The sequence below is a fragment of the Streptomyces sp. NPDC001848 genome, from assembly GCF_042891915.1.
Taxonomy (GTDB): domain Bacteria; phylum Actinomycetota; class Actinomycetes; order Streptomycetales; family Streptomycetaceae; genus Streptomyces.
On sequence record NZ_JBIATP010000030.1, the window covers coordinates 21367 to 47935 of the forward strand.

The window sequence follows — 26569 nt, forward strand, 5'->3', positions numbered from 1 at the left end:
GGTACGACTGCGCCGTCGGTTGTTCTGGCGCTACACCTGGGTGTTCGAGTCGGCTTGAGCGTCGGCTTCATGCCACCATCGCGCCTTGTACACGCTGGTGCCGGTCAATGCGTCCTGCCGGTTCGGATCCAGGAAATCGACACGCGAGCTGCACCAACTGCAGGAGGCCTGCTTGTCAGGGCTGACCATGATGACCTGGCCTGTTACCGGATGCTGGCTGATGCTTTTGACGTGAGCCCGGTCGACGCCGTCGGGTGCGGTGGCGCGGGTGAAAGCGCCGCTGGTCAGGGAAACCCGGTAGACATGGCGGCCCGTGGTCACCCAGCGGTCGTCGGGGGCGCCGATGACCGGAGCGAGATCGTGGCCGTCCTTGTCGGGCAGGGCAAGTCGGCGTTGCAGTGTGATGCCGGGTGCGGCCCTGGTCCCGGTGATGGCGAGTGCGTGCAGTTCCGCGGTGCCCAGGGCCCACAGCAGACGCTGCCCTGCGTCCCACGACAGTGCATGGGCCCCAGGCAGAGGGTGCTGCACGTAGTGGCTGGAGCGGGGGCCTTGGGACGATGTGTAGAGGCGGATGTACCCGCCTGTGCTGGCAGCCACGGCAACATTGCCGTCCGGCAGCATTTCCAGACTGTGGAGGTTGCCTGAGCCGGGGATGTTCGTGGCCCAGTAAGTGACTCCCCGGCTTCGGTTGACCGCCACGGCCATACCGCCTGAGGCGCAGGTCAGGAGCAGGGTGCCGGCCGAAGTCGCGAACTGTTTCGCCTCGCTCACATTGATCCACGTCCTGGACGGGCGCAGGTCGGCGAATTCGGCGTCCGAGGCGGGAGACCAGGACCAGAGCGCGGTCAGGTCGAGTGGAAGTCCACGGGAGGCCCTCAGGACGCGGGTCTCCGTGAGAATCACCGACTGTGATCGCTGGTCACACAGGACGATCAAGTCGCGGTCGGAGACCTGACGTGGAGTGACCGGTGAGGCGGTCGTGGGGTCACCGGCATGAGGAAGGGCTGCAGCCGAAGCACTTGCACGCAGGAACCGCCGCCGCGTCAGCCCCGAGCCCCCAAGCGTCAGCGAGCCGCGAGACGTGGTCCCACTGTCGGGCTTGTCGGGAACCGGCGGAACATCGGCCGACCGATTGCTGGAAACGTGTGGAGGGAACAATGCCGCATTTCTCACCGTGACAGAGCTATCAGTCGAGGCCCGGCCCGTGGAGTGACGCGGCCCGGGAGCGGGCGATCCCGTGATCAGTCGCATGAACTGCGTTGTGGCCAGGGATCTTCGGCGCGCGGCAGTCCTGTTGCGGTGCCAGGCGCGAACAGCCGCCAGAGGGGTCCTCGATTCCCGAGATCGCAGTGACGTGAATCGGCGTGGGGGCCGGGCAGTTGACATTCCTCGTACGCTGGAACAGCAGAACGCACGCCGGCCCCGAGGGCCGGGTCCCGAGTCGGGGGGAGAAAGGTGCGTGCCCGGTGATCGTCGGGCTTCTGTCTGCGGTCGGCGTCGCCCTGTATGCGGTGACAGCCTCCGTTCTCGCACTCACTGCCACTTTCGCGCGGCGCGAGTCGGTGAGGCGGGAAGCGCGGACCACTCTGGCCGTGCTCGTGTCCGCCCGAGGGGTGCGATCGGTGCCCGGGGGCCCGGACGGGCCGGGGCGGTAGGTGGGAGGGGCGCGGGGCGACCGCACGCGGGCGACATGTCGCCGGGACCGCGGCCACGCGGACCCGGCGGCGGTCCGTGGGGGTCCCGGGTGGCGGGCGACGAACCCGGCGCGCTCCAGGCGCGTACGCTCACGAGAGATGGCACAGACATGGACGTGCGCGGGGCTGCGGTGGGGTGAGGGCGGGCCCGTGCTGGCATGGGAAGGGGGGCGGCGCAGTGCGCTGGAACGGGGGAAGCGGGTGGCCTTCGCGGTGGTCGCGGGGGGCGTGCGCAGGTGTGTGGGGGCTCGGGGGCATGGGTGTGCGGCACGGACCGTGGTGCCCGGGCGGAGTACGGGTGGGCGGTGTGAGGAGTGCGCCCGCCTCGACCGGGCCCATTCCGTCGCCGCCGATACCTTTGCCGACGATCCTCGGCCGTACCACGTCTACCTCGCCTGGTTCGGACCCGGCAAGGTCAAGGTCGGGATCACCGCGGTCGAGCGGGGCTCCGCGCGGTTGCTCGAGCAGGGTGCCGTCTGTTTCAGCTGGCTGGGGTGCGGGCCGCTGATGGCGGCGCGGCGCGCGGAGGAACTGCTGCGCGCCGCGCTCCGGGTGCCGGACCGGATCCCGTACGCCGACAAGCGGGCGGTGCGGGCCGCGTTGCCGCCGGCCGGGGAGCGGGTCGCCGAGCTGGCGGAGTTGCACGCGCGGGCGGTGGCGCTCGGCGGCTGGCCGGAGTCGCTGGAGCGGGCGCCGTTCCGGGCCGTCGACCACGGCGCGGCGTTCGGGCTGGAGGGACTGCCCCGGCTGGACGGTGTGGTGAGCGAACTGGTGGCGGGCGGTGCGGTGAGCGGCGAGGTGCTGGCGGCCGTCGGGCCCGATCTTCATCTCGCCACCGGGCGTGGGGCCCTCGTACTGGACACGCGACTGATGACCGGGTGGGAGCTGACGGGCGCTGAGCGGGACGAGGTGACCGTGCCGGTGCGGGAGGTGGGCGAGGCGGGGGTGCAGGACGGGCTGTTCTGACCGCACGGGGGGGCGAGGGGGCTGGACGCCGGATGCCGGCTCATTCATCGTGGCAACATGAGCGATCACCGCGTTGCGCCTGTCACCGCCCATGAACCCCCCTACTACGCCGTCGTCTTCACCTCCGTGCGGTCCGAGGACGAGGACGGGTACCCGGAGACCGCCGAGCGGATGGAGGAACTCGTCCGGGAGGTCCCCGGGTTCCTCGGAATGGACCAGGCCCGGACGCCGGGCGGGCTGTCGATCACGGTCGGGTACTTCCGGGACCTGGCCGCCGTCGAGGAGTGGCGGAGCGACCTGGAGCACCGCGCCGCCCAGAAGCGCGGCCGAGACCAGTGGTACGAGGCGTACACGCTGCACGTCGCCAAGGTCGAGCGCAGCCATACGTTCGAGCGGGCGCCCGGGTGAGCAAGGGGGCGACCGGCTCTCTGAGGATGCGTCAAGGGAGCTTCCCAGGAGTTCCCTGAGAGGTCCCTGTGTGTTTCTCAGGGAAATCACAGATTCGTGAAAGGGCGCTCTCAGAGGACCTCGACAAGGTGTCCCCCATGACCACGACCTCGCCCCAGGGGCGCACCGAACTGCTGAGGCCGGACGGGAGCCCCGTCCGAGTGCTTGTGGTGGACGACGAGCTGTCTATCACCGAACTGCTGTCCATGGCACTTCGTTACGAAGGCTGGCAGATCCGCAGCGCGGGTGACGGACAGGGCGCGATCCAGACCTCGCGCGAGTTCCGGCCCGACGCCGTCGTGCTCGACATGATGCTCCCGGACATGGACGGCCTGGCCGTCCTCGGCCGGCTGCGGCGCGAACTGCCCGACGTGCCGGTGCTGTTCCTCACCGCCAAGGACGCCGTGGAGGACCGGATCGCCGGTCTGACGGCCGGCGGGGACGACTACGTCACCAAGCCGTTCAGCCTGGAAGAGGTCGTGGCCCGGCTGCGCGGACTGATCCGGCGGTCCGGTGCGGCCGACCGCCGCTCCGACTCCGTACTGGTCGTCGGGGACCTCATGCTCGACGAGGACAGCCACGAGGTGTCCCGGGGCGGGGAGAACATCCACCTCACCGCCACCGAGTTCGAACTGCTCCGCTTCCTGATGCGCAACCCGCGGCGCGTGCTCAGCAAGGCGCAGATCCTCGACCGGGTGTGGTCGTACGACTTCGGCGGCCAGGCCAACGTCGTCGAGCTCTACATCTCGTACCTGCGCAGGAAGATCGACGCGGGCCGGGAGCCGATGATCCACACCCGGCGTGGCGCCGGTTACATGATCAAGCCCGCGGCGTCATGAGCAGGCGACGACGGCCGCGTACGCAGAGGCGGGGACGACAGCCGCGCACGCTGCGGACGCGGCTCGTCGTCTCGGCGGTCAGCCTGATCGCCGTGGTGTGCGCGGTGATCGGCACCGTGACGACCATCGCGCTGGGACAGCACCTTTACCGGCAGCTCGACGGCAATCTGAAGGACACCGCCATGCGGATGTCGGGCGGCCCCAGGATTCCGGGCGGCCACGGCCCCGAGCAGATTCCGGGCGGCGTCGCCGGGGACGACGAGTCGCCGAGCACCAGACTCATCGACTTCGTCACCCGAGGACCGACGCAGCGCAACACCGTCGCCGCCTATGCGGACAGCAGCGGGAAGGTCACCGACGGGGTCGTCGCCAAGTTCAAGTCGCAGGACACCGTCGGCGCGAAGGGCATGGAAGCCGGCACGCTCACCGGCGCCCAACAGGCGGCTCTCGGGGCTGTGCCGAAAACCGGTGTGCACACCGTGGACATCCCGGGTCTCGGGGAGTACCGAGTCGAGTACATCGCCGCACGGGACGGCAACGGCGGGTACTACGTCGCCCTCCCGACCAAGGAGGTCACCGACACCATCGACACCCTCGTCGTCGTGGAGGTCAGCGTCACCGCCGCCGGCCTGGTCGCCGCCGGCATCGCCGGTTCCGTGCTCGTCGGGATCGCCCTACGACCCCTGCGCAAGGTCGCCGCGACCGCCACCCGTGTCTCCGAACTCCCGCTGCACACCGGTGAGGTGACCCTCAACGAGCGGGTGCCGGAGTCCGAGACCGACCCGCACACCGAGGTCGGGCAGGTCGGGGCCGCCCTCAACCGCATGCTCGACCACGTCCACGGTGCCCTGCACGCACGGCAGCAGAGCGAGACGCGGGTACGGCAGTTCGTCGCGGACGCCAGTCACGAGCTGCGCACACCTCTCGCCTCCATCCGCGGCTACGCCGAACTGACCCGGCGCGGACGGGAGGAGCAGGGCCCCGACACCCGGCACGCCCTCAGACGGATCGAGTCCGAGGCCGGGCGCATGACCCTCCTCGTGGAGGACCTGCTGCTGCTGGCCCGGCTGGACGCCGGCCGCCCGCTCCGGTTCGAGCAGACCGACCTCGTCCCGCTCGTCGTGGACACGATCAGCGACGCGCGCGCCGCGGGCCCCGACCACAACTGGCGGCTCGAACTGCCCGGCGAGCCCGCGCTCGTGTCGGCGGATGCCGCACGGCTGCACCAGGTGCTCGTCAACCTGCTCGCCAACGCCCGGACGCACACCCCGCCCGGCACGACCGTCACCGCACGCGTGCAGCGGCGCGGACCGTGGCTGTGCGTGGACGTCCAGGACGACGGGCAGGGCATTCCGCCCGATCTGCTGCCGCACGTCTTCGAGCGGTTCGCGCGCGGTGACTCGGCGCGCTCCCGGTCCACCGGTTCCACCGGGCTCGGGCTCGCCATCGTGCAGGCCGTCGTGACCGCGCACGGCGGCGCCGTCACCGTCGACAGCGTTCCCGGGCACACGGTGTTCACCGTGCATCTGCCGGCGCTCACCCCGCGCGTGCCCTCGCCCGTCCCCGAAACGGCCTGGCAACAGCACTCACAGGCACAGCACAGCGTCACCACACGGGTGCAACAGGGCGCTTGAGAAGAGTCGGTTCCATGCGAACCGACTCTTCTCCCGGCACCCTGCCGGCGCGGGAGCACCTCCCGGCCGCAGGAGCCGGTACGCCTGTCCTGGACGTAGTGATCCCCGTCCACAACGAGGAGAAGGACCTCCAGCCATGTGTGCTCAGACTGTACGAGCACCTCGAGCGCACGTTCCCGTACGCGTTCCGCATCACGATCGCGGACAACGCGTCCACGGACACCACCCCGCAGGTGGCGGCGCGGCTGGAGGAGCAGATCGCCGAGGTGACGTCCTTCCGGTTGGAGCAGAAGGGCCGCGGCCGGGCACTGCGGACCGTCTGGTCCGCCTCCAACGCCCCGATCCTCGCCTACATGGACGTGGACCTGTCCACCGACCTCAACGCACTCCTCCCGCTGGTCGCGCCGCTGATCTCCGGTCACTCGGACCTGGCGATCGGCTCCCGGCTCGCCCGCACCTCCCGGGTCGTCCGGGGCCCGAAGCGCGAGTTCATCAGCCGCGTCTACAACCTCATCCTGCGCGGCTCGCTGCAGGCCCGTTTCTCCGACGCGCAGTGCGGCTTCAAGGCGATCCGTCGTGACGTGGCCCAGGTGCTGCTGCCGCTGGTGGAGGACACCGGCTGGTTCTTCGACACCGAGATGCTGGTGCTCGCCGAGCGCGCCGGGCTGCGCATCCACGAGGTGCCCGTCGACTGGGTCGACGACCCGGACTCCACGGTGCACATCGTGAAGACGGCGACCGACGACCTCAAGGGCGTGTGGCGCATCGGCAAGGCGCTGGCCGCCGGGTCCCTGCCGCTGGACCGGCTGGCCCGGCCGTTCGGCGACGATCCGCGCGACCGCGACCTGACGAACGTGCCGAGGGGCCTGGCCCGCCAGCTCGTCGGCTTCTGCGTGGTCGGCGGCCTGTCCACCCTGTTCTACCTGGCGCTCTACAGCGTCTTCCGGCAGTTCTCGGGCTCGCAGATCGCCAACGCGCTCGCCCTGCTGGTCTCCGCGATCGCCAACACGGCGGCCAACCGCCGGCTCACCTTCGGCGTGCGCGGCAGCGGCGGCGTCGTGCGCCACCAGGCGCAGGGCCTGGTCGTCTTCGGCATCGGCCTCGCCCTGACCAGCGGCTCCCTCGCCGCCCTGAACGCGGCGACCAGCAACCCGGCGCACTCCACGGAACTGGCGGTGCTGATCGCCGCCAACCTCGCGGCGACCGTGCTGCGGTTCCTGCTCTTCCGGGCCTGGGTGTTCCCCGATCGGCGCGACGACGCGCCGACGCCGCAGCCCTCCACCGCCCGCCCGCCTCAGACGCCGTCGTACCAGCAGCTTCCGCCGCTGCCCCAGCGCCACACGGCGCCGCAGTCCTCGTACGACACCACCCCCTTCCGCGTCAGTGCCGACGCGGACCGCACCCCCTGGAGGGACGCCACCATGCCGCTGCAGCCGCTGCGTCCGCGGGACACCGACCCGAGGGACCACCGATGACCACGCAGTACCACCAGTCGACCCGCCAGGCGGGTGCGGGCTCCCACTCCTGGGGACCGCCCCCGACGGCTCCTCCGCAGCCGCCCGCCACGCCCCCGGCGCCCGCTCCAGGGGCCGGTCAGCCCCAGCCGCCGCTCACGTACAGACTCTGGCGCGGCCGGCCCGAGGACCCCCGCTGGGCGCGCCCCGCGTTCCTCGGCCTGCTGCTCGCCACCGGGCTGCTGTACCTGTACGACCTGAGCGCCTCCGGGTACGCCAACTCGTTCTACTCGGCGGCGGTCCAGGCCGGCAGCAAGTCCTGGAAGGCGTTCTTCTTCGGCTCGCTGGACGCGGGCAACGCCATCACCGTCGACAAGCCCCCGGCCTCCCTGTGGCCGATGGCCCTGTCGGTCAGGATCTTCGGCCTCAACTCGTGGGCGATCCTCGTCCCCGAGGTCGTCATGGGCGTCCTCACGGTCGCCGTGGTGTACGCGGCCGTCCGGCGCCGGTTCAGCCCGGCGGCCGGCCTGATCGCGGGCGCGGTGCTCGCGCTCACCCCGGTCGCGGCGCTGATGTTCCGGTTCAACAATCCGGACGCGCTGCTCGCGCTGCTGATGGCGCTCACCGTCTACTTCGTCGTCCGGGGTCTGGAGGACGGCCGCACCAAGTGGCTGGTGTGGGCGGGTGTCGCGGTCGGCTTCGCCTTCCTGACGAAGACCCTGCAGGCCTTCCTGATCCTGCCCGCGCTGGCGCTCGTCTACGGCGTCTGCGGGCCGGTGCGGCTGAGGAAGCGGCTCGCCCAACTGGGCCTCGCCACCGTCGCGCTGGTCGTCTCCGGCGGCTGGTGGGTCGCGATCGTCGAGCTGTGGCCCGCGTCCTCCCGCCCGTACATCGGCGGGTCCCAGAACAACTCCTTCCTGGAGCTGACCTTCGGCTACAACGGCCTCGGCCGCATCAACGGCGACGAGACCGGCAGCGTCGGCGGCGGAGGCAACGGTGGCCAGTGGGGCGCGACCGGCTGGGACCGGATGTTCAACTCCGAGATCGGCTCCCAGATCTCCTGGCTGCTCCCGGCCGCGCTGATCCTGCTGGTCGCGGGTTTGGTGCTCACCCTCCCCCACTCCCGGCTTCGCTCGAGCGGGGGGACCCCCATGGCGGGGCGGACGGACCTGGTCCGCAGCTCGTTCCTCGCCTGGGGCGGCTCACTGCTGATGACCGCGGTGATCTTCAGCTACATGGCGGGCATCTTCCACCAGTACTACACGGTGGCCCTCGCGCCCTACATCGCCGCCCTGGTCGGCATGGGCGTCACGGTCCTGTGGGAGGAGCGGTCGAGGACGTGGGCGTCGCTCACGCTCGCGGCCACCGTCACGACGACCGCCGCCTGGGGGTACGTGCTCCTCAACCGCACCCCGAACTACCTGCCCTGGCTGAAGTGGCTCGTGCTCGTCGGCGGCCTGGCCGGCGCCCTGGGGGTCATCTTCGTGACCCGGCTCGGACGGCGGCTCGCCCTCGCGGCGGTGGGCCTCAGCTTCGTGGCCGCGCTCGCGGGCCCGACGGCGTACACCCTCACCACCGTGAACCAGGGCCACACCGGGTCGATCGTCACGGCCGGTCCGGCGGGCGCGAGCATGATGGGCCCCGGCAGGCGCGGCGGCCCCGGCGCCGGCGGGATGCGCGGCGGCTTCGGCGGCGGCATGCCGGGCCGGAACGGCACCACTCAGGGCGGCAACGGTCGGCAGGGCTTCCCGGGCGGCGGCAACGGCACCGGAGGCATCGGCGGGTCCCCCGGCGGCGGCATGCCCGGCCGGAACGGCAGCACCCAGGGCGGCAACGGTCGGCAGGGCTTCCCCGGCGGCGGCCGGGCGGGCGACGGCGGTATGGGCGGTGGCGGCGGCATCGGCGGCCTGCTCAACGGCGCGAACGTCAGCTCCGAGGCCAAGAAACTGCTGGAGCAGGATGCGAGTGAGTACACCTGGGTGGCCGCGTCCATCGGCTCCCAGAACGCCGCGAGCTACCAGCTCGCCACCGGCGACCCGGTGATGGCGATCGGCGGCTTCAACGGCAGCGACCCGTCGCCGACCCTGGCCCGGTTCCAGAAGTACGTGGCCGAAGGCGAGATCCACTACTTCATCTCGGGCGGCGGCTTCGGCGGCGGGGGCGGCAACGGCGGCTCCAACGTCTCGTCGCAGATCAGCTCGTGGGTCCAGAAGAACTTCAAGAAGGTGACGGTCGGTTCGGCCACCTTCTACGACCTCACGCAGAAGACGAGCGGCTGACGTCCCGCACGCCGCGGCTCGCTCCAGGCGGTGGGCCCGGGCACCCGAACGGTGCCCGGGCCCACCGCCCTTTCCTCGCAAGGTGACTGACGGAGGGGCGATCGGCGGGAGGAGAGGGGAACACTCGAAGGTGGTGGTCGCTCAACGGCCCCCGGCGTCGTGCCCCGGGCCGTAGTGTCGAGAAAGGTGCGCCATGGTGGGGGCAGCCCAGCGGGCCAAGGGGGCGGCACGCTTACGCGCTCCGGACGCTCATCGCGGGGATCGAGGCGATGGTCACCCGCGCGTAGGGGGATCCCCGGCTCTCAGTCCTCGGAGGAGACCAGCCGGGCCGGGAAGCCGCCCGTCGCCACCGGGCCCCAGCGGACCGGGGTGATCCGGATGATCGACTTGCCCTGCTTGACCATGGCCTCGCGGTACTCGTCCCAGTTCGGGTGCTCCCCCGCGATGTTGCGGTAGTACTCGACGAGCGGTTCGACGGAGTCCGGCGTGTCGATGACCTCGGCCGTGCCGTCGATCTGGACCCAGGGCCCGTTCCAGTCGTCGCTGAGCACGATGACGCTGACCCGCTCGTCGCGCTTGGCGTTGCGGGTCTTGGCGCGCTCCGGGTACGTGGAGACGACGATCCGCCCCGAGTCGTCGACGCCACAGGTCAGCGGCGACCCCTGGGGGCTGCCGTCGGCGCGGCGGGTCAACAGGATCGCGCGGTGACGGGGGCGTACGAAGTCCAGCAGCTCGTCCAGTGATACGGCGGTGTTGGTCGCGATGTTCGGTGCCATGCCCGCAGCCTAGGGCTCCCGGGCCGGTGCGGGACCGACCCTGTCGTGCCTACCACCGCGCGTGGCACCCAGCGGCCGTGACACGGGCTCTCAGGGCTCCAACGCCTCGGCCAGGCTGCCGTACACGGGCACGTCCCGCCGTACCCCGGTCAGCTCCAGGACGCGGCTCGGGACGCCGAGCGGTGCCGCCACCACCCGCAGTCCGACCCGTGCGGGCAGTTGGCACCGTACGTCCTGGACGAGGCGGGCGCCCTGGGAGTCCATGAAGCCGGTGTGGGTGAAGTCCAGGATCAGCACGCCGAGCCGGGTGGCGCGTGCCTCGGCGAAGGACAGGACGGCGGCGGACAGCGCGGGGGAGTTGGACAGGTCGATCTCCGGGGGGAGGACGATCAGGCTGCGGCCGGGCAGGTCGCGCACCCGGCACGGGCTCGGGACATGGGTCATGGCACTCACCTGGCAGAGGTTCATCCGGGGCTCAGGGAGGCCGCTTCCTGACCTGTCGCCTCATTCCACCACTCCCGCGCACCGCTCCGAAAGGGGGAACGCCGAGCTGTCAACCGGGCGTCAATCGCCGTGCAGGAAGGAGATAAAGTTCTGTCCGTCCTGCGCTCGCAGTCGGGAATGTGCTGCGGAGCTCTCCTGCGCATGGCCGTTTGGCCGTGCACGCCGAAGAGGTTCGTGTGCCTGCGTCCGATTTTTCCGATGTGCCCGATTTCTCGCGGGGTTTCGAGCTGGCCGAAGCGCTGACCGCGGCGGCTCGGCAACTGCACGACACGGTGACTCCCGACAGCACCATGAGCACCGCCGTCCGCCTCGCCGTGCGCCTGCTGCCGGGTGCCGAACACGCGGCCATCTCGGAGGCGGAGCGCGGCACCCACTTCCGTACGCTCGCCTGGAGCGACGAGGTCGTGCGCACCGCCCACGGCTCCCACCCGGGCAGCGACCACGCCCCGTACTGGAACAACCTGTGGCACGCGCCTGTCGTACGCGTGGCGGACAGCGAGAACGACGCGGGCGCCTCCGTGCTGGCCGGTCTCGGCATGCGCTCCGCGCTCGCCCTGCGGCTGCGCGCCGGCAAGCGGCGGCTGACCGTGCTCACCGCCTACGCCCGCAAGCCGCACGCCTTCGACGAGGCCGCGACGCGGATCGGCCGGCTGTTCACCGCGCACGTCGGTCTCGCGCTGGAGTCGGTGACCGTGCGGGAGCAGCTCACCGAGGCGATGCACACCCGGGACCTGATCGGCCAGGCCACGGGCATCCTGATGGAGCGCCTGAACATGGACGCCACGGAGGCGTTCGACAGCCTGGTGCGCGCCTCGCAGCGGGAGAACGTCAAGCTGCGGGACCTCGCCCGCCGCATCGTCGATGCGAACCACCCCACATGAGGGCCAGGAGTTGATCGGCAAAACGGGGACAAAAGCATGACATGAGACCCGAGATGCCCTACCCGCTCGACCAGGCGATCGTGCGCAGCGGCGGTCTCGACACGCTGCTGCGGGACCTGACCGACCGCGCGGTGGACGCCGTGCCCGGCTGCGCCGCCTGCAGCATCACCGTCCGCCGCGGCGACCGCCTGCTGACCCTGGCGGGCAGCGGAACCCTGCCCAGCGGCCTGGACCTGCGCCAGTACGAGAACGGCACCGGGCCCTGCGTCACGGCCGCCGAGACGGGGACCGAGCAGTACGCCCCCGACCTGGCCGCCGAGACCCGCTGGCCCGCGTACACCGAGTACGCGCTGTCGGTCGGGGTGCGCTGCGTGCTCGCGGTGCCGCTCGGCGTCGAGGGCGACACCGGCGCCGCGCTGAACTTCTACGGCACCGAGCCCGGTGTGCTCGGCACGGCCCGTGACCGGGCCCGTGCCTTCGCGGCGCGGACCGCCGAGGCCGTCGACGTCGCCCTGCGCGTGGAACGCGAGCGCGCCGACGCGTCCGACGTTCGCGTCGCGCTGCTCTCCCGCAGCGTCATCGACCAGGCCATCGGCATCCTGATGGCGCAGGAACGGGTCAGTGCCCGGATCGCCCTGGAGCGCCTGCGCCGGATCTCGCAGCACACGAACACCAAGCTCCGTGACCTGGCCACCGATCTGGTGTCCCGGGTCTCGGGCGACGGCCGCCCGCCGTCACGCGGACGGTAGCGACTCGCCCTGCACGGCCTGGATGTCCAGCTCCACCTTCAGCGTGGTGCCGATGGCGGCGATGCCCGCCTGGACGATCTGGTTGTAGTTCATCGCGAAGTCCTCGCGGCGCAGTTCCGTGGTCGCGCGGAAGGCCGCGCGGGTGCCGCCCCACGGATCGGAGCCGGTGCCGAGGTAGGCGAGGTCCAGGTCGACCGGGCGGACCACCCCGTGCAGGGTCAGCTCGCCGTGGACGGTCCAGCGGTCCGCGCCTGCCGCCGTCAGGCCGGTCGAGCGGTAGGTGATCTCCGGGTACTTCTCGACGTCCAGGAAGTCCGCGGACCTCAGGTGGGTGTCGCGCATGCCGTTGCCGGTGTCGATGGACTCGGCGCGGATGACGGCCTCGACGCGGGACTTCTCCACCTCGTCCGGGGCGATCTCGATGCGCCCGGCGAAGTCCGTGAAGCGCCCGTGCACGCTGGAGATCCCCAGGTGCTGGGCGACGGCGCCCACCGAGGAGTGCGCCGGGTCGATGGTCCACGGCCCGGGCGGCGGCAGCTCGGTGCCGCCCTGACGGGCGAGCGTCACGGCGCCGACCTCGGCCCGCCCGCTCGCGGTGACGATCGCGCTGGAGGCGGCGGGCGCGTACCCGACCGCCGTGACGATCACGGTGTAGGCGCCGGGCGCCAGTTCGGTCGCGTCCCGGACGACGCCCTCCGCGTCGGCCTCGGCACGCAGGACCTGCGTCCCGGTCATGTCGGTCACGGTGACGACCGCGTGCGACACGGCCCATCCGTCTCGCGTACGGATCCGTGCGGTCAGTCCCATCGCGTGGTTCCCCTCTAAATCCCTTGAATCCTTGATAAATCCCCGTGGCGGCCGAAAAAAATCCGGCCCGCGGGGGCGCCTTCCGCTCACAGCGCGCCCCCACGAGCCGGGCTTTCGGACTACTCGCCCGGGTGGGCGAGTTCGATGTCGTGGTCGTCGACGCCGCCGCCGGAGACGGTCACGGCGGTGGCCACCGGCGGGTAGCCCGTCGCGATGACGGTGTACTCCCCGCTGTTCAGATCGGTGAAGGCGTACGCGCCGTCCGCACCGGTGGTGGCGGTGCCGACCACGTTGCCCGCCGCGTCCACCAGGGTCACCCGGGCGTCCGCGAGGGGGCCGTGCGGGGCCCGTACGACGCCCTGGACCTGGGAGCCGGAGTCGAGGTCGATCTCGACCCGCGTCACTCCGGTGGCGCCGATCTCGACGGGCAGGGCCCGCGGGCGGTGCCCGGCGGCGTTCACCGCGACGGTCACGGCACCGGGCACCAGTTCGGCGAAGGAGAAGGTGCCCTGCTCGCCGGTGGTGGCGGTGGCCAGCAGGTCGCCGCGCACATCCGTGACGATGACCATCGCGTCCTTGACCGGCAGCCCGCTCTCGGCGGCGCGGACCACACCGCTCAGGCCACTGGTGCCGCTGAGCAGGATGTCGTACGACACCGGTTCGTCGTGCACGACGATCGTGGAGGCCTGCGGCTGGTGGCCGTCGGCGGAGGCGATCAGGACGTAGGAGCCGGTGCCCGGCGCGTGCACCGCGTAGGAACCGTCGGCCTGCGCGACCGACCGGCCCAGCTGCCGCCCCCCGAGGGAGATCAGGGTGACGGCGGCCTGCGGGACCGGCGCGCCCTCGCCGCCGCGGACGAAGCCGCGGACCGGGATGCCACCGCCGTCGCCGGCCGCCTCAGGGCGGGCGATCGTGGCGACGGCCGCGAGGCGCTGCGCGCCCGTGCCCTCGCCGGTGGCCTCGGTGCTCGCCACCGCCCAGCTCGGGACCCTCTCCTCGGCCGGCGCGGCAGCGGCCGGGGCGGTGGCAGCGGTCGGCGCGGACGCCTCGGCCGGGGTGGCCGTCGCGGCCGGGCCGGCCGCCGCGGGGGCCTCCTGCGGCGCCGAGTCGGCGGCGGCCTGCGCCAGCGCGCCCTTGGTCTTCAACGGGACCTCCTTGATGAACAGCGTGATCAGGAAGGCGACGGCGGCGAGGCAGCCGGCGATGAAGAAGACGTCGGCGATGCCGTGGCCGTAGGCGCTCTCCAGGAGCGTGCGCAGCGGGACCGGCAGCTTGTTCATGTCCGGGATGCTGTCGGTCGAGCTCGAACCGGCCAGAGCGGCCTGGTACTTCGGGCTCAGGGCGGAGATGCCGTCCTGGACGTAGTGGGTGATCCGGTGGGACATCACCGCGCCGAGCGCGGAGACGCCGACCGCACCACCGAGGGAGCGGAAGAAGGTGACCGTGGAGCTGGCCGAGCCGAGGTCGGAGGGGGCCACCTGGTTCTGCGTGGCGAGGACCAGGTTCTGCATCATCATGCCGATGCCGAGACCCAGCAGGGCCATGAATATGGCCATCTTCCAGTAGTCGGTGTCGTACCGGATGCCGCCCAGCAGGAGCAGGCCGGCCGTCACCAGGACGCCACCGCTGACCAGCCACGCCTTCCAGCGGCCGGTGCGGGTGATGAACTGACCCGAGACGGTCGACGAGACGAACAGACCGCCGATCATCGGGATGGTCAGAACGCCGGACATCGTCGGGGACTTGTCGCGGGCCAGCTGGAAGTACTGGCTGAAGAACACGGTGCCGGTGAACATCGCGATACCGACGAACAGCGAGGCGAGCGACGCCAGCGTGATCGTGCGGTTGCGGAACAGGCGCAGCGGGATGATCGGCTGGCTCGCCTTGCTCTCCACCAGGACGAACAGCGCCCCGAGGACGATCGAACCCGCGACCATCGTGTAGGTCTGCCACGACAGCCAGTCGTACTTGTCACCGGCGAAGGTGACCCAGATCAGCAGCAGGGAGACGGCGGCGGAGATGAGGAACGCGCCGCCCCAGTCGACCTTGACCTCCCGCTTGACCACGGGCAGGTGCAGGGTCTTCTGCAGCACGATCAGCGCGATGACCGCGAAGGGCACACCGACGTAGAAGCACCAGCGCCAGCCCAGCCAGGAGGTGTCGGTGATGACACCGCCGAGCAGCGGGCCGCCCACGGTGGCGACCGCGAAGGTGGCACCCAGGTAGCCGGAGTAACGGCCGCGCTCACGCGGGGAGATCATCGCCGCCATGACGATCTGCGCGAGTGCCGACAGACCGCCGACGCCGATGCCCTGGAACACCCGGAAGGTGATGAGCATGCCGGGGTTCTGCGACAGACCGGCCGCCATCGAGGCGAGGACGTAGATGACGAGGGCTATCTGGACGAGGGCCTTCTTGCTGTACAGGTCGGCGAGCTTGCCCCACAGGGGGGTGGCCGCGGTCATCGACAGCAGGGCGGCGGTGACGACCCAGGTGTAGGCGGACTGGCCGCCGCCGAGGTCGTTGATGATGTGCGGCAGCGCGTTGGACACGATCGTGGACGACAGGATCGCCACGAACATGCCGAGCAGAAGCCCGGAGAGGGCCTCCATGATCTGCCGGTGCGTCATGGGAGCGCCGTCCGGGGAGCCGCCCCCGTGCTTGGCGTGAGCCCGCACACCGGCTGGTGTGGTCGTTGCCATGGGCTTCCTTTACTTACGTGCTTGCGGGTGTACGGGTGGTCTGGCGGGCAACGGACTCGGTCGCGGGTGCGGCGTGCGCGAGCCGGGGAGTGGAGCGGCAGTCGCCGAAGCTCTCCCTGAGCCGTGCCATGAGCTGGATGAGCCGGCCGACGTCGTCCTCGGACCAGTCGCTGAGCCGGTCGGCGAGCAGTGCGGCGGTGCGCCGGGACAGCTCGTCGAGCTGGGCGCGGCCGGGTGTCGTCAGGCGCAGGATGCGGGAGCGCTTGTCCGCGGGGTCCGGGCAGCGCTCGATCCAGCCACGGTCCGCGACGTGTGCGACATGGCGGCTGGTGACCGACATGTCGACGGCGAGCAGCTCGGCGAGCTTGCTCATGCGCATGTCGCCGTGGCGGCCGAGCAGGGTCAGCACGGCGGCGGAACCGCCGGGGCAGTCGGGCGGCAGACAGCGCCCGAGGTCTCGTTTCACGGCGCCGAAGGCGCTGAGCTGACGCGCCAGCTCTTCGTACTGGGCTCGCTCGGCCATGGCACCTCCTTCTTATCGTTGCCTGGAGCAACCATAGAGAGATTGGTTGCTGCACGCAAATTAAATGGCGAACATTGGACTAAAAACTTGGCAAAGGCAAGCATTGGCGAAAGTAAACGTGCAGGTGGCGGGGTGTGCCTGCCTGTGACATCGCTGTGAGCGACCTCCTGCCCCGGCTCCGGGCGGGCCCCCTTACAGAACCCTCACTTGGGCAGTCCCGCACGTATTCGCTAGGGTCCGGGGCCATGGCTAACACCCAGGGCCCCCAGGGCAACTACGACCCCGCTGGCAGCACGCAGATGTTCCGCGCGTTCGTCGACGAGGCGGCCCCCCAGGGCCGGCAGCAGGCGGCCGCTCCGGCCGGCCCCCGCATCGGCCTGATCGTCGGCATCGTCGTCGCCGTCGCGATCGTCGCCGCGGTGGCCTGGCTGGCGCTGAAGTAGGCCGCCGCACGCACCTTCAACTCCACCGGACGGCCACGTCCCGCGTCTCGACGTGCATCCCGAGCGGCACCCTCCAGGCGTCGACGCACACCGTCCAGGTCCCCTTCACCGACGCCCCGGCGGCGATCGGCGCGGGCAGCGCCTCCGTGGACTCGATCGTCGCCCAGTCGGTCCCGAGCGCCCCGATGATGTGCGTTCCGAGGGTCAGCGTGCCCGAACGCACCGGTGAGCCGCCGGAGTTGTGAAAGGGGACAGTCACGTTCTCGCACCAGCGGAGGTCGGTGGGCCGGCGCTCCGGTTGGCCGACGGTGAGCGCGGCGGGGCCACTCGGCGTCGGATGAGGGCTGGTTGACGTCGGTGCGGGGGAAGTCGGGTTCGATGACGGCGACTTGTTGCCAGTGGGGGACTCGGTAGGGGTACCGGTCCTTCGGGGTACGGCTGTCGGGCTGGACGCGGGGTCGTCACCGGCTGCCGTCGGAGCGCTCGGTCGGGAGTCCGACCTCCCGGGGGTCTTCGGGCCGGGAAGCCCGTCGAGGGGGACCAGTGTCATGTCTCCGGTCGGCGCCACCGCCGTACCCGACGCCAGGGATCCGCCGCCCACGGGTCCGACCGCGACGTATCCCTCACCGCTCGTGCCGCCGGTGCACGTGGCCAGTGTGCCGCCCAGACAGACGAGGACCGCCGACGCGCCGACCAGGAGCCCCTGACGGCCTCGCAACCACGTCGCTGGAAGCATCGCGCCAGTGTGGCTGACGGGCCGTCAATTAGGAAGCCGCGTACGGCAGCGCATCTTCCGCACGTACCAGGACCCGTACGACGACCCGCTCCCGAAGGAGCGGGTCACCGCCTCGCACCGGTACCGGTAGGCCTGCGCCACCACCGGTGCGGACCGGCCCGTCCGCGCCCGCCGTGCGGCTCAGTCGGAGATCAGACCCTCCCGCAGCTGTGCCAGAGTGCGGGTCAGCAGGCGGGAGACGTGCATCTGGGAGATGCCGACCTCCTCGCCGATCTGCGACTGCGTCATGTTCGCGAAGAAGCGGAGCATGATGATCCGCCGCTCGCGGGGCGGGAGCTTGGCCAGCAGCGGCTTGAGGGACTCGCGGTACTCCACGCCCTCCAGGGCCGAGTCCTCGTAGCCGAGCCGGTCCGCGAGCGAGCCCTCGCCGCCGTCGTCCTCGGGGGTGGGGGAGTCCAGCGAGGACGCCGTGTACGCGTTGCCGACCGCGAGGCCGTCGACCACGTCCTCCTCCGACACGCCCAGCACGGAGGCCAGTTCGGTGACCGTCGGCGAGCGGTCCAGCTTCTGCGACAGCTCGTCGCTGGCCTTGGTGAGGGCCAGGCGCAGCTCCTGGAGGCGGCGCGGCACCCGCACCGACCAGGACGTGTCCCGGAAGAACCGCTTGATCTCGCCCACGACCGTCGGCATCGCGAAGGTCGGGAACTCCACGCCCCGCTCGCAGTCGAAGCGGTCGATCGCCTTGATCAGGCCGATGGTGCCGACCTGGACGATGTCCTCCATCGGTTCGTTGCGGCTGCGGAAGCGGGCCGCCGCGTAGCGCACGAGCGGGAGGTTCAGTTCGATGAGCGTGTCCCGGACGTAGGCGCGCTCCGGGCTGTTCTCGTCGAGTGCGGCGAGCCGCAGGAACAGGGAGCGGGACAGGGTGCGGGTGTCGATGCCCTCCGTGGACGGGAGGTCCGGGGCCTCGGGAGCCGGCAGAGCCTCGGCGCCCGGGGGGAGATCCTGGGCGGGAAGGGTCTCGGCACCCGGGAGGTCCTGAGGGGCCTGAAGGTCCTGGAGCACGTCGGGCGCGGAGTCGCTCTGCATGAGCGTGAGCACCTTCGAGCTGCCCTGGTCTGCGGACATGCCACCCCCTTTGGGTCGCGGGACGGTCGCGGCGGACGCTCCCGTCGTAAGGAACGCAGCCTCCACCTGAAATACCGGTCGCGAGGCCGCGGCAAACGCGCTCCCGGAAGAATGTCACATGTCGGCAACACGCTGTAGTGACATGTCGACATGTGAAACGTGAATGCGCCCTGGTTGGAAGGGTTCTGAGGGTTTTTCAGCGGAGAGTTGTCGGGAAGAACGCTTGCGGGTGATTCGCTCGCGTGAGTTATGCGTCGATCCTGTTTGCGGATCTCAGACGCGCGAAGCTCCGGGCCAGGAGCCTTGACACATGCATCTGGGAGACACCCAGCTCGGCGCTGATCTGGGACTGGGTGAGGTTGCTGTAGTAGCGCAGCAGCAGGATCCGCTGCTCGCGCTCGGGCAGCTGGACGAGCAGGTGCCGTACGAGGTCGCGGTGCTCGACACCGTCGAGGGCGGGATCCTCGTAGCCGAGCCGGTCGAGCAGGCCGGGCAGCCCGTCGCCCTCCTGCGCGGCCTCGAGGGAGGTCGCGTGGTACGAGCGGCCCGCCTCGATGCAGGACATCACCTCGTCCTCGGTGATGCGCAGCCGCTCGGCGATCTCGGCGGTGGTGGGGGAGCGCCCGTACGCCGTCGTCAGGTCCTCGGTGGCGCTGTTGACCTGCACCCACAGCTCGTGCAGCCGTCGTGGGACGTGGACCGTGCGGACGTTGTCGCGGAAGTAGCGCTTGATCTCGCCGACGACGGTGGGCATCGCGAAGGTCGGGAACTGCACGCCGCGGTCGGGGTCGAAGCGGTCGATGGCGTTGATCAGGCCGATGGTGCCGACCTGGACGACGTCCTCCATCGGCTCGTTTCGGGAGCGGAAGCGGGCGGCGGCGTAACGGACGAGGGGGAGGTTTGCCTCGATGAGCGCGCCGCGCACGCGGTGGTGCTCCGGGGTGCCCGGCTGGAGCTCCTTGAGCTGGGCGAAGAGCATCTGGGTGAGGGCCCGGGTGTCGGCGCCGCGGCGCCTGGCGGCCTCCTGGGGGCGGTCGGACGAGGTGTCGGGGGTCGACTCGGCGGCATGGGGGCGGGTGGGGTCCGTGGCGGATGCCTGATGCCGGTCAGGGGACGGGGCCGGGGCCTCGTCCTCCTGGGGCGGCGCAGTACTGGCCGACACGGTCAACGCCACCTCTTCATCCGTCAACACATCTGTCAACTCACCGTCAAAAGCGGTCATAGCATCACAAGAAATGGACACTGTGTGCAAGCACCGCATAACTCCGTGTTGAGGAAGGGGTCGGGACAGAGATTGGGGCACAAGACGCAGGAAAGCCCCCCACTGTTCCGGTGGGGGGCTCCGTCGGTTGTGTCGCCCGGAATCGGTGGGCGGTGTCGCTCAGATTTCGTAGTCGGCGATCACCCAAGTGGCGAACTCGCGCCACAGGGCGACACCCGCATGGTGCGCCGGGTGTTCCAGGTACCGCTTGAGGGCGTCCGCGTCGTCCACCGCCGAGTTGATCGCGAAGTCGTGGGCGACGGGGCGGTCGCTGATGTTCCAGCCCAGCTCCCAGAAGCGGAGGTCCTCGATCAGGTCGCCGAGCGCCTCGAAGGCGCGGACGCCCTCCACGACGCGCGGGTCGTCGCGCCGGACGCCCTCGTTGAGCTTGAAGAGGACCAGGTGGCGGATCACGGGTGCTCCCAGGGGGTACGGCGACGGCGGCGACCGCCGGCCGGGCTCGTGCGGGGTCTCGGGCCGACCTTACTTGGCCCCGTCGGCGAGCCAGGTCATGAAGTGGCCGATGGCCTTGGCGGCGCTCGAGATGCCCTCGAACCCTATCTGCACGTAGTCGGCGGCCTTGGCCGGATCAGTGATGATCACGTAGAGCACGAAGACCACGAGCGCATAGAGCGCGATCTTCTTTCCCGGTACCGCCACCGTGGCCTCCCCCGTCTCTTCCGCCCCGCGGGGCCGGTTCGCCGCGGGTGAGTGTAACCCGGCCAGGTGTTCGGGGCTTCGTAAAAGATCCCCTATGCACCATGTCCTCACCCGTTCCTTCCGTGCGGGGCTTCGGGGACCAATGGCCCGGGACCAGGGGCCGTTCGGCCGGGTTACCGGGACGCCCCGAGGCCGGAGGATGGAGAGGAGCCCACCGGACCGGCAGGGGCCCGGAGGGCGGGAGGACCGGACCGGGTGACCGGACCCGGCTGGGACCCGCACCGCGAGGTCCCCGAGCCGAGAGGCGGCCCCGACGCCCGTGTCCTCTGGGAGGGGACGGCGTCCTGTTCCCCCGAGGCCGCCGCCCCGCTCCAGGGGGCGGGCCGAAGCCCCGGCGCACTGAGCGGCACGCCGGGGCTTCGCGCACCCGGCGGGAACGGTCGAACACCCCCACGCACGCGAAGGGCCCCGCCTGCAGGCGGGGCCCTTCTCCAGCGGTAGCGGAGGGATTTGAACCCTCGGTGACTTGCGCCACACTCGCTTTCGAGGCGAGCTCCTTCGGCCGCTCGGACACGCTACCGAGGGAGACCCTACCGCAAGGTGGGCCATGGTCTGAAATCCGTTTCCGGGCTCGCGCGGGCCGACACGCCCTGAGGTGTCAGCGGGCCCGGAAGAAGTCCGTCAGGAGCCGCGCGCAGTCGTCCGCGAGGACGCCGGCGATCACCTCCGGGCGGTGGTTCAGGCGCCGGTCGCGCACCAGGTCCCACAGTGAGCCGACTGCGCCCGCCTTCTCGTCGCGCGCGCCGTAGACCAGCCGCTCCACCCGGGACTGCTGGACCGCGCCCGCGCACATCGTGCAGGGCTCCAGGGTGACGACGAGCGTGCAGCCGGGCAGCCGCCACTCGCCGAGCGTCGCCGCGGCCCGGCGGAGCGCGAGGATCTCCGCGTGGGCCGACGGATCGCCCGTCGCCTCGCGCTCGTTGTGGCCGGTGGCCAGCACCGAGCCGTCCGAGGACAGCACGACGGCACCGACGGGCACGTCACCGCCCTCGACGGCCCGCGCGGCCTCGTCCAGGGCGAGGCGCATCGCGGCCCGCCAGCGGTCGCGCACCGGGTCCGGGGCCGGCGTGGCGTCGGTCACCCGCACCACCTAGCGGACGGTCTCCAGGACCTCCGAGGCACCCAGGGCCTCGGCGATCGCGCTGAGCGCGTCCTCGGCGTCCAGGGCGCGCAGTTCCTTCTCGGAGACGCCGAGGTCGTCGAGGATCTCGCTGTCTCCCACCGGGCCGTGCGGCACGGCGGCGTCCGTGCCGGGCGCGTCCTCGTCGTCGGCGTCCTCGGGCTCACCGTCCTCCGTGCCGTCGAGGTCGAGGGAGTCCAGGTCCGGACCGTCGTCGCCGGGCTCCCTTCCGAGCAGTTCGTCGGTGAGCAGGATCTCGCCGTACGAACTGCGGGATGCGGCCGCGGCGTCCGAGACGTAGATACGAGGGTCGTCCTCTCCGTCCACGCGGACGACGCCGAACCACGCGTCCTCCTGCTCGATGAGAACGAGCACCGTGTCGTCGTCGGCCGAGGCTTCCCGGGCCAGGTCGGCCAGGTCGGACAGCGTCTCCACATCGTCGAGCTCTGTGTCGCTCGCTTCCCACCCGTCTTCGGTGCGCGCGAGCAGTGCGGCGAAGTACACCGTGACTCTCCCACTGGTCATAGGCGTGCCGGTTGGGGGTCCCCCCGGCGGAGGTTCTGGGCGGAGAGAGCTGGGCTCCGAGCCCCACCCACTCGGAATCGTGGCAGAAACAAGGCGTTCAGGGGACGTCTTCGGCTCCCTGTGTCTGGCTGTTTTGATCGCGAGCACTCGAGCAGAGCGGTCCACTCACCAGCGCACTCGTTGCCGCCACCAGCGGATCGTACGCGGCATTGGCCGGTGTGGCCGCACGGCCACCCCCACGACGGCCGCGTCGCTACCAGCGGAAGGTGCGCATACGCATGGCGTGACGCAGCCGTGCGGCCTTGGCACGGCGGGGCTGGACGCGGGCGCGCAGCTCGCGTGCCTCCGCCAGTTCGCGCAGGAACCTGGCGCGGCGCCGCCTGCGTTCGGCGTCCGACTCCTGTGCTTCCGGCTCCTTGGGGGACTCCTGGTCCGGCATCGTCACACCACCCCTGTTCCGTTCCTCTCACTTTCCCTCTGATGGGGGGGTCGATGCCAGGTCCGGACGGACGCCGTGGCCCGGCTACTGTGGGGGCATGCGTCTCCATGTCGTCGACCACCCCCTGGTCGCCCACAAGCTCACCACGTTGCGCGACCGGCGCACCGACTCCGCGACCTTCCGTCGGCTGGCCGACGAACTCGTCACCCTGCTCGCCTACGAGGCCACGCGGGACGTGCGCACCGAGGCGATCGACATCGAGACGCCGGTCGCCACCACCACCGGCGTCAAGCTGTCCCGCCCGCGCCCGCTGGTGGTGCCGATCCTGCGCGCCGGGCTCGGCATGCTCGACGGCATGGTGCGGCTGCTGCCGACCGCCGAGGTCGGCTTCCTGGGCATGATCCGCAACGAGGAGACGCTGCAGGCCTCCACGTACGCGACGCGCATGCCGGAGGACCTCTCGGGGCGGCAGGTGTACGTCCTGGACCCGATGCTCGCGACCGGCGGCACGCTCGTGGCGGCGATCCAGGAGCTGATCAAGCGCGGCGCGGACGATGTGACGGCCGTGGTGCTGCTGGCCGCCCCGGAGGGCGTCGAGGTCATGGAGCGCGAACTGGCGGGCACGCCGGTCACGGTGGTGACGGCCGCGGTCGACGAGCGCCTCAACGAGCTCGGTTACATCGTGCCGGGCCTGGGGGACGCCGGGGACCGGTTGTACGGGGCGGCGGAGTAGCGGCGGAGCAGGGCTCGTACATGTGTCCCGTACGAGCAGGGCTCGTACGGGACACAGAGGACGCGGCCCTACGGGTCTCCACATGGGGCCGTACGGCCGCGCCTGGCCGACTCGGCCCGGCGGAAGCCTCAGCAGCTCTTCTTGCCGGTGCTGCCCGGTGACGTCGCCGGGGTCGGGTTCGTCAGGGCCGCCAGGGCCTTGTCCGCGTCCGGCTTGGCCGTCAGGGACTTGAAGTCGTCGCCCAGGATCAGGTCGACGGACGCGTCCGTCCGGGCGTCCGTGCGCTGGTCGGCGCCCGCGAGCTGGGTGGCGACGACCGGCAGCGCGGTGTGCAGGGAGGCCTTCGGGCCGAGCAGTATCCCGACGCCCTTGACCTTCTTGTCGTACTGCTGCGTCGCGTTGCCCACGGTACCGATGTGGAAGCCGCGCTTCTTCAGCTCGTCGGCGGTCTCCTTGGCGAGGCCGCTGCGTTCCGTGGCGTTGAGGACGTTGACCGTGATCCGGCCCGGCTCGGGCAGGGCCTTGGCGGCGGCCGGCGAGGCGCTCACCTTGGTCGCGCAGTCCGCCTTGGGGCCGGACGCCGACGTTCTGCCACTGCCGCCGGTGAAGACGTCGATGAGCTGCACAGTTCCCCAGCCGATCAGCCCGATGGCGGCCACGGACGCGACGATGGCGACCACGAGCCGGCCGCGGCGCCGGGGCGGGCGCATCCGCGGGTACTTGTCCCCCGTGATCCGGTACTGGCCACCCATGCCGGGGGGAGTCAGCATGCTCATGGGCGCAGCGTAGTGCGCCCGGGCAGCAATGCCTACTAGATGATCATCGAGTGCCGTGCAGTCCAACCCGAAAGGGTCAAAGGGCGCCCGTTCGGCCCCGTGGACGCCTCAGGTGGGCGGACCCCCGGAGGAATCGGCCGGGCGCTGGAGGAATCAGTCGAGTTCGAGCACCCGTGCGTGCAGCACCTGGCGCTGCTGCAGCGCCGCGCGGACCGCGCGGTGCAGGCCGTCCTCCAGGTACAGGTCGCCCTGCCACTTCACGACGTGCGCGAAGAGGTCGCCGTAGAACGTCGAGTCCTCGGCGAGCAGGGTTTCCAGGTCGAGCTGCTGCTTGGTCGTCACCAGCTGATCGAGGCGGACCGGGCGCGGCGCGACGTCCGCCCACTGCCGGGTGCTTTCCCGGCCGTGGTCGGGGTACGGCCGGCCGTTTCCGATGCGCTTGAAGATCACACGGAAAGCCTACCGGTCGACACGTTCCGGGCGCAGCCATGGCGACGGAGTGCGCCCTCGGAAAAGATGCGGTAAACGGGGCAAAAAGGGAGAGGGGCGGGGGCCTGTGCCGAAAGAGGCAGCGGCCGCCCGGCTGGGGGCGGCCGCTGTCGTGGGTCACGGGTGCGGGCGGGTCCACGGGTGCCGCTCGTGGTTCCTGTCCGACCTCTCCGGCGGGACCGTCGGGAGCGACGGGTCCACCGTGTCGGGCTCCGGCTCGGGTTCCTGCTTCGGTTTCGTGCTGCGTACGGCCTCCGCACGCAGCAGGGCGTGCAGGACCGCGTAGGGGTCGATGAGCATGAAAGGGTTCCTCGCGTTGCCGATGGTGTGACGGTTCCGGGTGGGCCGGACCTGTCAGCAGCGCAGGACCACGGTGCGCAGGGCGTGCAGCGCGGCCGAGCGTGACGCCCGGACGGGGGTGGGAGGCGGGTCGTCCGGGCCGGACGGCGCGGGGGCGGCCTGCGGTCCCGGCCGCAGCGGTGCGACGGTGCGGGGTCCCTGGAGGGTCGCGGTCCGCGGCGCCGGTGCGAGGACGTCGTAGTCCGCGTCGCACGCCTGGACCGCGGACACGGGGGCGGAGTCGGCCTCCACCGCATCGGTGTACGCGCCGGCCGCGAGAAGGGTGACGAGCACCACGAGCACCCGGATCCAGGCATGGCACCGAGCGGTGCGTGGGGGGTGCGGTGCGTGGCTCACATGGGGTCATCTCCCCGTCGGACACACGTCCTTCATCGTGTCGGCACCGATAACCGCTCACACGGTGTACCGGCCCGGCGTGTGACTGACGGTCTCCATGCGGTCATCACGAGGTCGCCGCATGATCTTCACACGGTGCGTGGGATGCGCCCCGCCCCGCCCCGGATCCGGGCGGCCGTGACGATCTCCACGATGCCGACCACCACCAGCCACCACCCGGCGACCAGGGTGAGCACGGCGATCGACCGGAACGGCGAGACGATCAGGACGATCCCGGCGATGAAGGTGACGATGCCGAGGAAGACCTGCCAGCCGCGCGCGGGCACCGCCGGATCGTGGGCGGCGGCCACGGTCTGGGTGATCCCGCGGATCAGCCAGCCGATCCCGATCCACAGCGCGAGCAGCAGGATGGACTCCAGTCGGCCGCGGAAGCAGAACAGGCCCAGCAGGATCGACAGGGCGCCGCTGATGAAGGCCAGGACGCGCAGCGAGGCGGTCTTGTGCGTGCCGAAGGCGGCGGCCAGTTGGAACACGCCGCTCACCAGCAGGTACACCCCGAAGAGCACCCCGGCCGCGAGCAGGGAAGGGCCCGGCCAGACGAGGACCAGGACGCCGAGGACCAGCGACGCGACGCCGGTGAGCAGCACGACCTGCCAGGCGGTGCGGGCGAGGATGTGCAACGGCCCCTCGAAGGGTGGCTCCTGAAGGTCCCACGCCGGTCTTGTCGTGTGTGTGCCGCGCGCGGCGTGGACGTGACGGTCGTCGTATTCCGGGCCACCAGGGGGCCCGGTCGGTGCGTCGGTCATGATCCATGCTGGGAGCGGGCACGGACGCCCCGCCACCCCGGACGGTCCAACCGACTGACGTCTAGGGACGGGCCAAGCGACCGACGTCTAGGTACGTCCAACCGACTGACGTCTAGGGACGTCCAACCGGCCGATGCTTGCAGGCCGTCCAACGACCGACGTCTAGGGACGCGACCGACGTCTAGGTACGTCCAACCGACTGACGTCTAGGGACGTCCAACCGGCCGATGCTTGCAGGCCGTCCAACCGACTGACGTCTAGGGACGGGCCAAGCGACCGACGTCTAGGGCCGTCCGACCGACTGACGTCTAGGGACGGGCCAAGCGACCGACGTCTAGGGCCGTCCGACCGACTGACGTCTAGGGACGTCCAACCGGCCGATGCTTGCAGGCCGTCCAACCGACTGACGTCTAGGGACGGGCCAAGCGACCGACGTCTAGGG

General features: G+C 71.0%; 30 protein-coding genes and 1 tRNA gene. 11 read left to right on the forward strand and 20 right to left on the reverse strand.

Annotation, left to right across the window (positions count from 1 at the left end; all coding sequences use genetic code 11):
* Positions 1-30: 30 nt before the first annotated feature.
* A complete protein-coding gene (locus tag ACFYZJ_RS37870; RefSeq protein WP_388576532.1) occupies positions 31-903 on the reverse strand; it encodes a DUF6528 family protein in 873 nt (290 codons plus the stop codon).
* Positions 904-1793: 890 nt separating this feature from the next.
* Here ACFYZJ_RS37870 and ACFYZJ_RS37875 point away from each other — a divergent pair.
* The 6 genes from ACFYZJ_RS37875 to ACFYZJ_RS37900 all read left to right on the forward strand — a co-directional run bounded on the left by ACFYZJ_RS37875 (position 1794) and on the right by ACFYZJ_RS37900 (position 9313).
* Entirely contained in the window at positions 1794-2660 is an 867-nt protein-coding gene (locus ACFYZJ_RS37875; RefSeq protein WP_388576535.1) for a DUF2797 domain-containing protein, read from the forward strand.
* 57 nt (positions 2661-2717) lie between these two features.
* Positions 2718-3068: an antibiotic biosynthesis monooxygenase family protein gene (locus tag ACFYZJ_RS37880; protein ID WP_388576538.1), complete on the forward strand. Its 351-nt coding sequence runs from the start codon at positions 2718-2720 to the stop codon at positions 3066-3068.
* Positions 3069-3205: 137 nt separating this feature from the next.
* On the forward strand, positions 3206-3946 hold the full coding sequence (locus tag ACFYZJ_RS37885) for a response regulator transcription factor (protein WP_388576541.1): 741 nt from the start codon (positions 3206-3208) through the stop codon (positions 3944-3946).
* Positions 3943-5580 (forward strand): sensor histidine kinase, encoded by a 1638-nt coding sequence (locus ACFYZJ_RS37890; RefSeq protein ID WP_388576544.1) that lies wholly within the window; start codon positions 3943-3945, stop codon positions 5578-5580. The genes ACFYZJ_RS37885 and ACFYZJ_RS37890 overlap by 4 nt, the downstream gene beginning before the upstream one ends.
* Positions 5581-5594: 14 nt before the next feature.
* A complete protein-coding gene (locus ACFYZJ_RS37895; RefSeq protein WP_388576546.1) occupies positions 5595-7055 on the forward strand; it encodes a glycosyltransferase in 1461 nt (486 codons plus the stop codon).
* Complete coding sequence (locus ACFYZJ_RS37900) at positions 7052-9313, forward strand: glycosyltransferase family 39 protein (RefSeq protein ID WP_388576548.1); 2262 nt, start codon at positions 7052-7054, stop codon at positions 9311-9313. Before ACFYZJ_RS37895 ends, ACFYZJ_RS37900 begins: the two co-directional genes overlap by 4 nt.
* A gap of 302 nt (positions 9314-9615) precedes the next feature.
* On the opposite strand, the gene ACFYZJ_RS37905 is transcribed toward ACFYZJ_RS37900, so the two are convergent.
* Together ACFYZJ_RS37905 and ACFYZJ_RS37910 are read right to left on the reverse strand one after the other, a co-directional pair.
* The gene (locus ACFYZJ_RS37905; RefSeq protein ID WP_388576551.1) at positions 9616-10089 is read right to left on the reverse strand and encodes a PPOX class F420-dependent oxidoreductase; all 474 of its coding nucleotides are present in this window, start codon (positions 10087-10089) and stop codon (positions 9616-9618) included.
* Between the two features lie 90 nt (positions 10090-10179).
* Positions 10180-10533, reverse strand: coding sequence for an STAS domain-containing protein (locus ACFYZJ_RS37910; RefSeq protein ID WP_388576554.1), 354 nt, complete (start codon positions 10531-10533; stop codon positions 10180-10182).
* A gap of 260 nt (positions 10534-10793) precedes the next feature.
* Here ACFYZJ_RS37910 and ACFYZJ_RS37915 point away from each other — a divergent pair, with 260 nt between their 5' ends.
* Both ACFYZJ_RS37915 and ACFYZJ_RS37920 read left to right on the forward strand, forming a co-directional pair.
* A complete protein-coding gene (locus ACFYZJ_RS37915; protein WP_388576557.1) occupies positions 10794-11474 on the forward strand; it encodes a GAF and ANTAR domain-containing protein in 681 nt (226 codons plus the stop codon).
* 41 nt (positions 11475-11515) lie between these two features.
* Positions 11516-12223: a GAF and ANTAR domain-containing protein gene (locus ACFYZJ_RS37920; protein ID WP_388576559.1), complete on the forward strand. Its 708-nt coding sequence runs from the start codon at positions 11516-11518 to the stop codon at positions 12221-12223.
* Here the strand turns inward: ACFYZJ_RS37920 and ACFYZJ_RS37925 are convergent.
* From ACFYZJ_RS37925 to ACFYZJ_RS37935, 3 genes are all read right to left on the reverse strand, one after another.
* Positions 12209-13030 (reverse strand): YceI family protein, encoded by an 822-nt coding sequence (locus ACFYZJ_RS37925; protein WP_388576562.1) that lies wholly within the window; start codon positions 13028-13030, stop codon positions 12209-12211. The genes ACFYZJ_RS37920 and ACFYZJ_RS37925 overlap by 15 nt on opposite strands.
* Positions 13031-13149: 119 nt before the next feature.
* Positions 13150-15732 carry an MFS transporter gene (locus ACFYZJ_RS37930; RefSeq protein ID WP_388576563.1) on the reverse strand — a complete coding sequence of 861 codons (2583 nt, stop codon included), beginning with the start codon at positions 15730-15732 and terminating at the stop codon, positions 13150-13152.
* A gap of 13 nt (positions 15733-15745) precedes the next feature.
* Positions 15746-16255 (reverse strand): MarR family winged helix-turn-helix transcriptional regulator, encoded by a 510-nt coding sequence (locus ACFYZJ_RS37935; protein WP_388576566.1) that lies wholly within the window; start codon positions 16253-16255, stop codon positions 15746-15748.
* A 245-nt stretch (positions 16256-16500) separates the two neighbouring features.
* Between ACFYZJ_RS37935 and ACFYZJ_RS37940 the strand changes: the two genes are divergently transcribed.
* Positions 16501-16698 (forward strand): hypothetical protein, encoded by a 198-nt coding sequence (locus ACFYZJ_RS37940; RefSeq protein WP_388576569.1) that lies wholly within the window; start codon positions 16501-16503, stop codon positions 16696-16698.
* Positions 16699-16714: 16 nt separating this feature from the next.
* Here the strand turns inward: ACFYZJ_RS37940 and ACFYZJ_RS37945 are convergent, their stop codons facing one another.
* Positions 16715-16957, reverse strand: a complete 243-nt coding sequence (locus ACFYZJ_RS37945; protein WP_388576572.1) for a hypothetical protein — start codon at positions 16955-16957, stop codon at positions 16715-16717.
* Between the two features lie 484 nt (positions 16958-17441).
* On the opposite strand from ACFYZJ_RS37945, the gene ACFYZJ_RS37950 reads away from it, so the two are divergent.
* Positions 17442-17564, forward strand: coding sequence for a hypothetical protein (locus ACFYZJ_RS37950; protein WP_388576575.1), 123 nt, complete (start codon positions 17442-17444; stop codon positions 17562-17564).
* A 50-nt stretch (positions 17565-17614) separates the two neighbouring features.
* Here ACFYZJ_RS37950 and ACFYZJ_RS37955 read toward each other — a convergent pair whose 3' ends face one another.
* The 8 genes from ACFYZJ_RS37955 to ACFYZJ_RS37990 all read right to left on the reverse strand — a co-directional run bounded on the left by ACFYZJ_RS37955 (position 17615) and on the right by ACFYZJ_RS37990 (position 22627).
* The gene (locus ACFYZJ_RS37955; RefSeq protein WP_388576578.1) at positions 17615-18562 is read right to left on the reverse strand and encodes an RNA polymerase sigma factor SigF; all 948 of its coding nucleotides are present in this window, start codon (positions 18560-18562) and stop codon (positions 17615-17617) included.
* 247 nt (positions 18563-18809) lie between these two features.
* Entirely contained in the window at positions 18810-19784 is a 975-nt protein-coding gene (locus ACFYZJ_RS37960; RefSeq protein ID WP_388576580.1) for an RNA polymerase sigma factor SigF, read from the reverse strand.
* A 159-nt stretch (positions 19785-19943) separates the two neighbouring features.
* Positions 19944-20237 carry a Dabb family protein gene (locus tag ACFYZJ_RS37965; RefSeq protein ID WP_388576582.1) on the reverse strand — a complete coding sequence of 98 codons (294 nt, stop codon included), beginning with the start codon at positions 20235-20237 and terminating at the stop codon, positions 19944-19946.
* A 69-nt stretch (positions 20238-20306) separates the two neighbouring features.
* Positions 20307-20483, reverse strand: a complete 177-nt coding sequence (locus tag ACFYZJ_RS37970) for a hypothetical protein (protein WP_388576584.1) — start codon at positions 20481-20483, stop codon at positions 20307-20309.
* A gap of 495 nt (positions 20484-20978) precedes the next feature.
* Positions 20979-21063 (reverse strand) — tRNA-Ser (locus ACFYZJ_RS37975).
* 78 nt (positions 21064-21141) lie between these two features.
* Positions 21142-21570 carry a tRNA adenosine(34) deaminase TadA gene (gene tadA / locus ACFYZJ_RS37980; RefSeq protein ID WP_388576640.1) on the reverse strand — a complete coding sequence of 143 codons (429 nt, stop codon included), beginning with the start codon at positions 21568-21570 and terminating at the stop codon, positions 21142-21144.
* Between the two features lie 63 nt (positions 21571-21633).
* Complete coding sequence (locus ACFYZJ_RS37985; RefSeq protein ID WP_388576643.1) at positions 21634-22167, reverse strand: hypothetical protein; 534 nt, start codon at positions 22165-22167, stop codon at positions 21634-21636.
* 274 nt (positions 22168-22441) lie between these two features.
* Positions 22442-22627 carry a hypothetical protein gene (locus tag ACFYZJ_RS37990; RefSeq protein ID WP_103844242.1) on the reverse strand — a complete coding sequence of 62 codons (186 nt, stop codon included), beginning with the start codon at positions 22625-22627 and terminating at the stop codon, positions 22442-22444.
* A 97-nt stretch (positions 22628-22724) separates the two neighbouring features.
* On the opposite strand from ACFYZJ_RS37990, the gene upp reads away from it, so the two are divergent.
* Positions 22725-23360: a uracil phosphoribosyltransferase gene (gene upp / locus ACFYZJ_RS37995; protein WP_388576587.1), complete on the forward strand. Its 636-nt coding sequence runs from the start codon at positions 22725-22727 to the stop codon at positions 23358-23360.
* A gap of 128 nt (positions 23361-23488) precedes the next feature.
* On the opposite strand, the gene ACFYZJ_RS38000 is transcribed toward upp, so the two are convergent.
* The 5 genes from ACFYZJ_RS38000 to ACFYZJ_RS38020 form a co-directional block, all read right to left on the reverse strand.
* Positions 23489-24136 carry a LytR C-terminal domain-containing protein gene (locus tag ACFYZJ_RS38000; protein WP_388576589.1) on the reverse strand — a complete coding sequence of 216 codons (648 nt, stop codon included), beginning with the start codon at positions 24134-24136 and terminating at the stop codon, positions 23489-23491.
* Between the two features lie 153 nt (positions 24137-24289).
* The gene (locus ACFYZJ_RS38005) at positions 24290-24586 is read right to left on the reverse strand and encodes a type II toxin-antitoxin system VapB family antitoxin (protein ID WP_004943146.1); all 297 of its coding nucleotides are present in this window, start codon (positions 24584-24586) and stop codon (positions 24290-24292) included.
* Between the two features lie 156 nt (positions 24587-24742).
* Entirely contained in the window at positions 24743-24925 is a 183-nt protein-coding gene (locus ACFYZJ_RS38010) for a hypothetical protein (RefSeq protein WP_388576648.1), read from the reverse strand.
* A gap of 54 nt (positions 24926-24979) precedes the next feature.
* Positions 24980-25321 (reverse strand): hypothetical protein, encoded by a 342-nt coding sequence (locus tag ACFYZJ_RS38015; RefSeq protein ID WP_388576592.1) that lies wholly within the window; start codon positions 25319-25321, stop codon positions 24980-24982.
* A 128-nt stretch (positions 25322-25449) separates the two neighbouring features.
* Complete coding sequence (locus ACFYZJ_RS38020; protein ID WP_388576594.1) at positions 25450-26127, reverse strand: HdeD family acid-resistance protein; 678 nt, start codon at positions 26125-26127, stop codon at positions 25450-25452.
* Positions 26128-26569 lie beyond the last annotated feature (442 nt).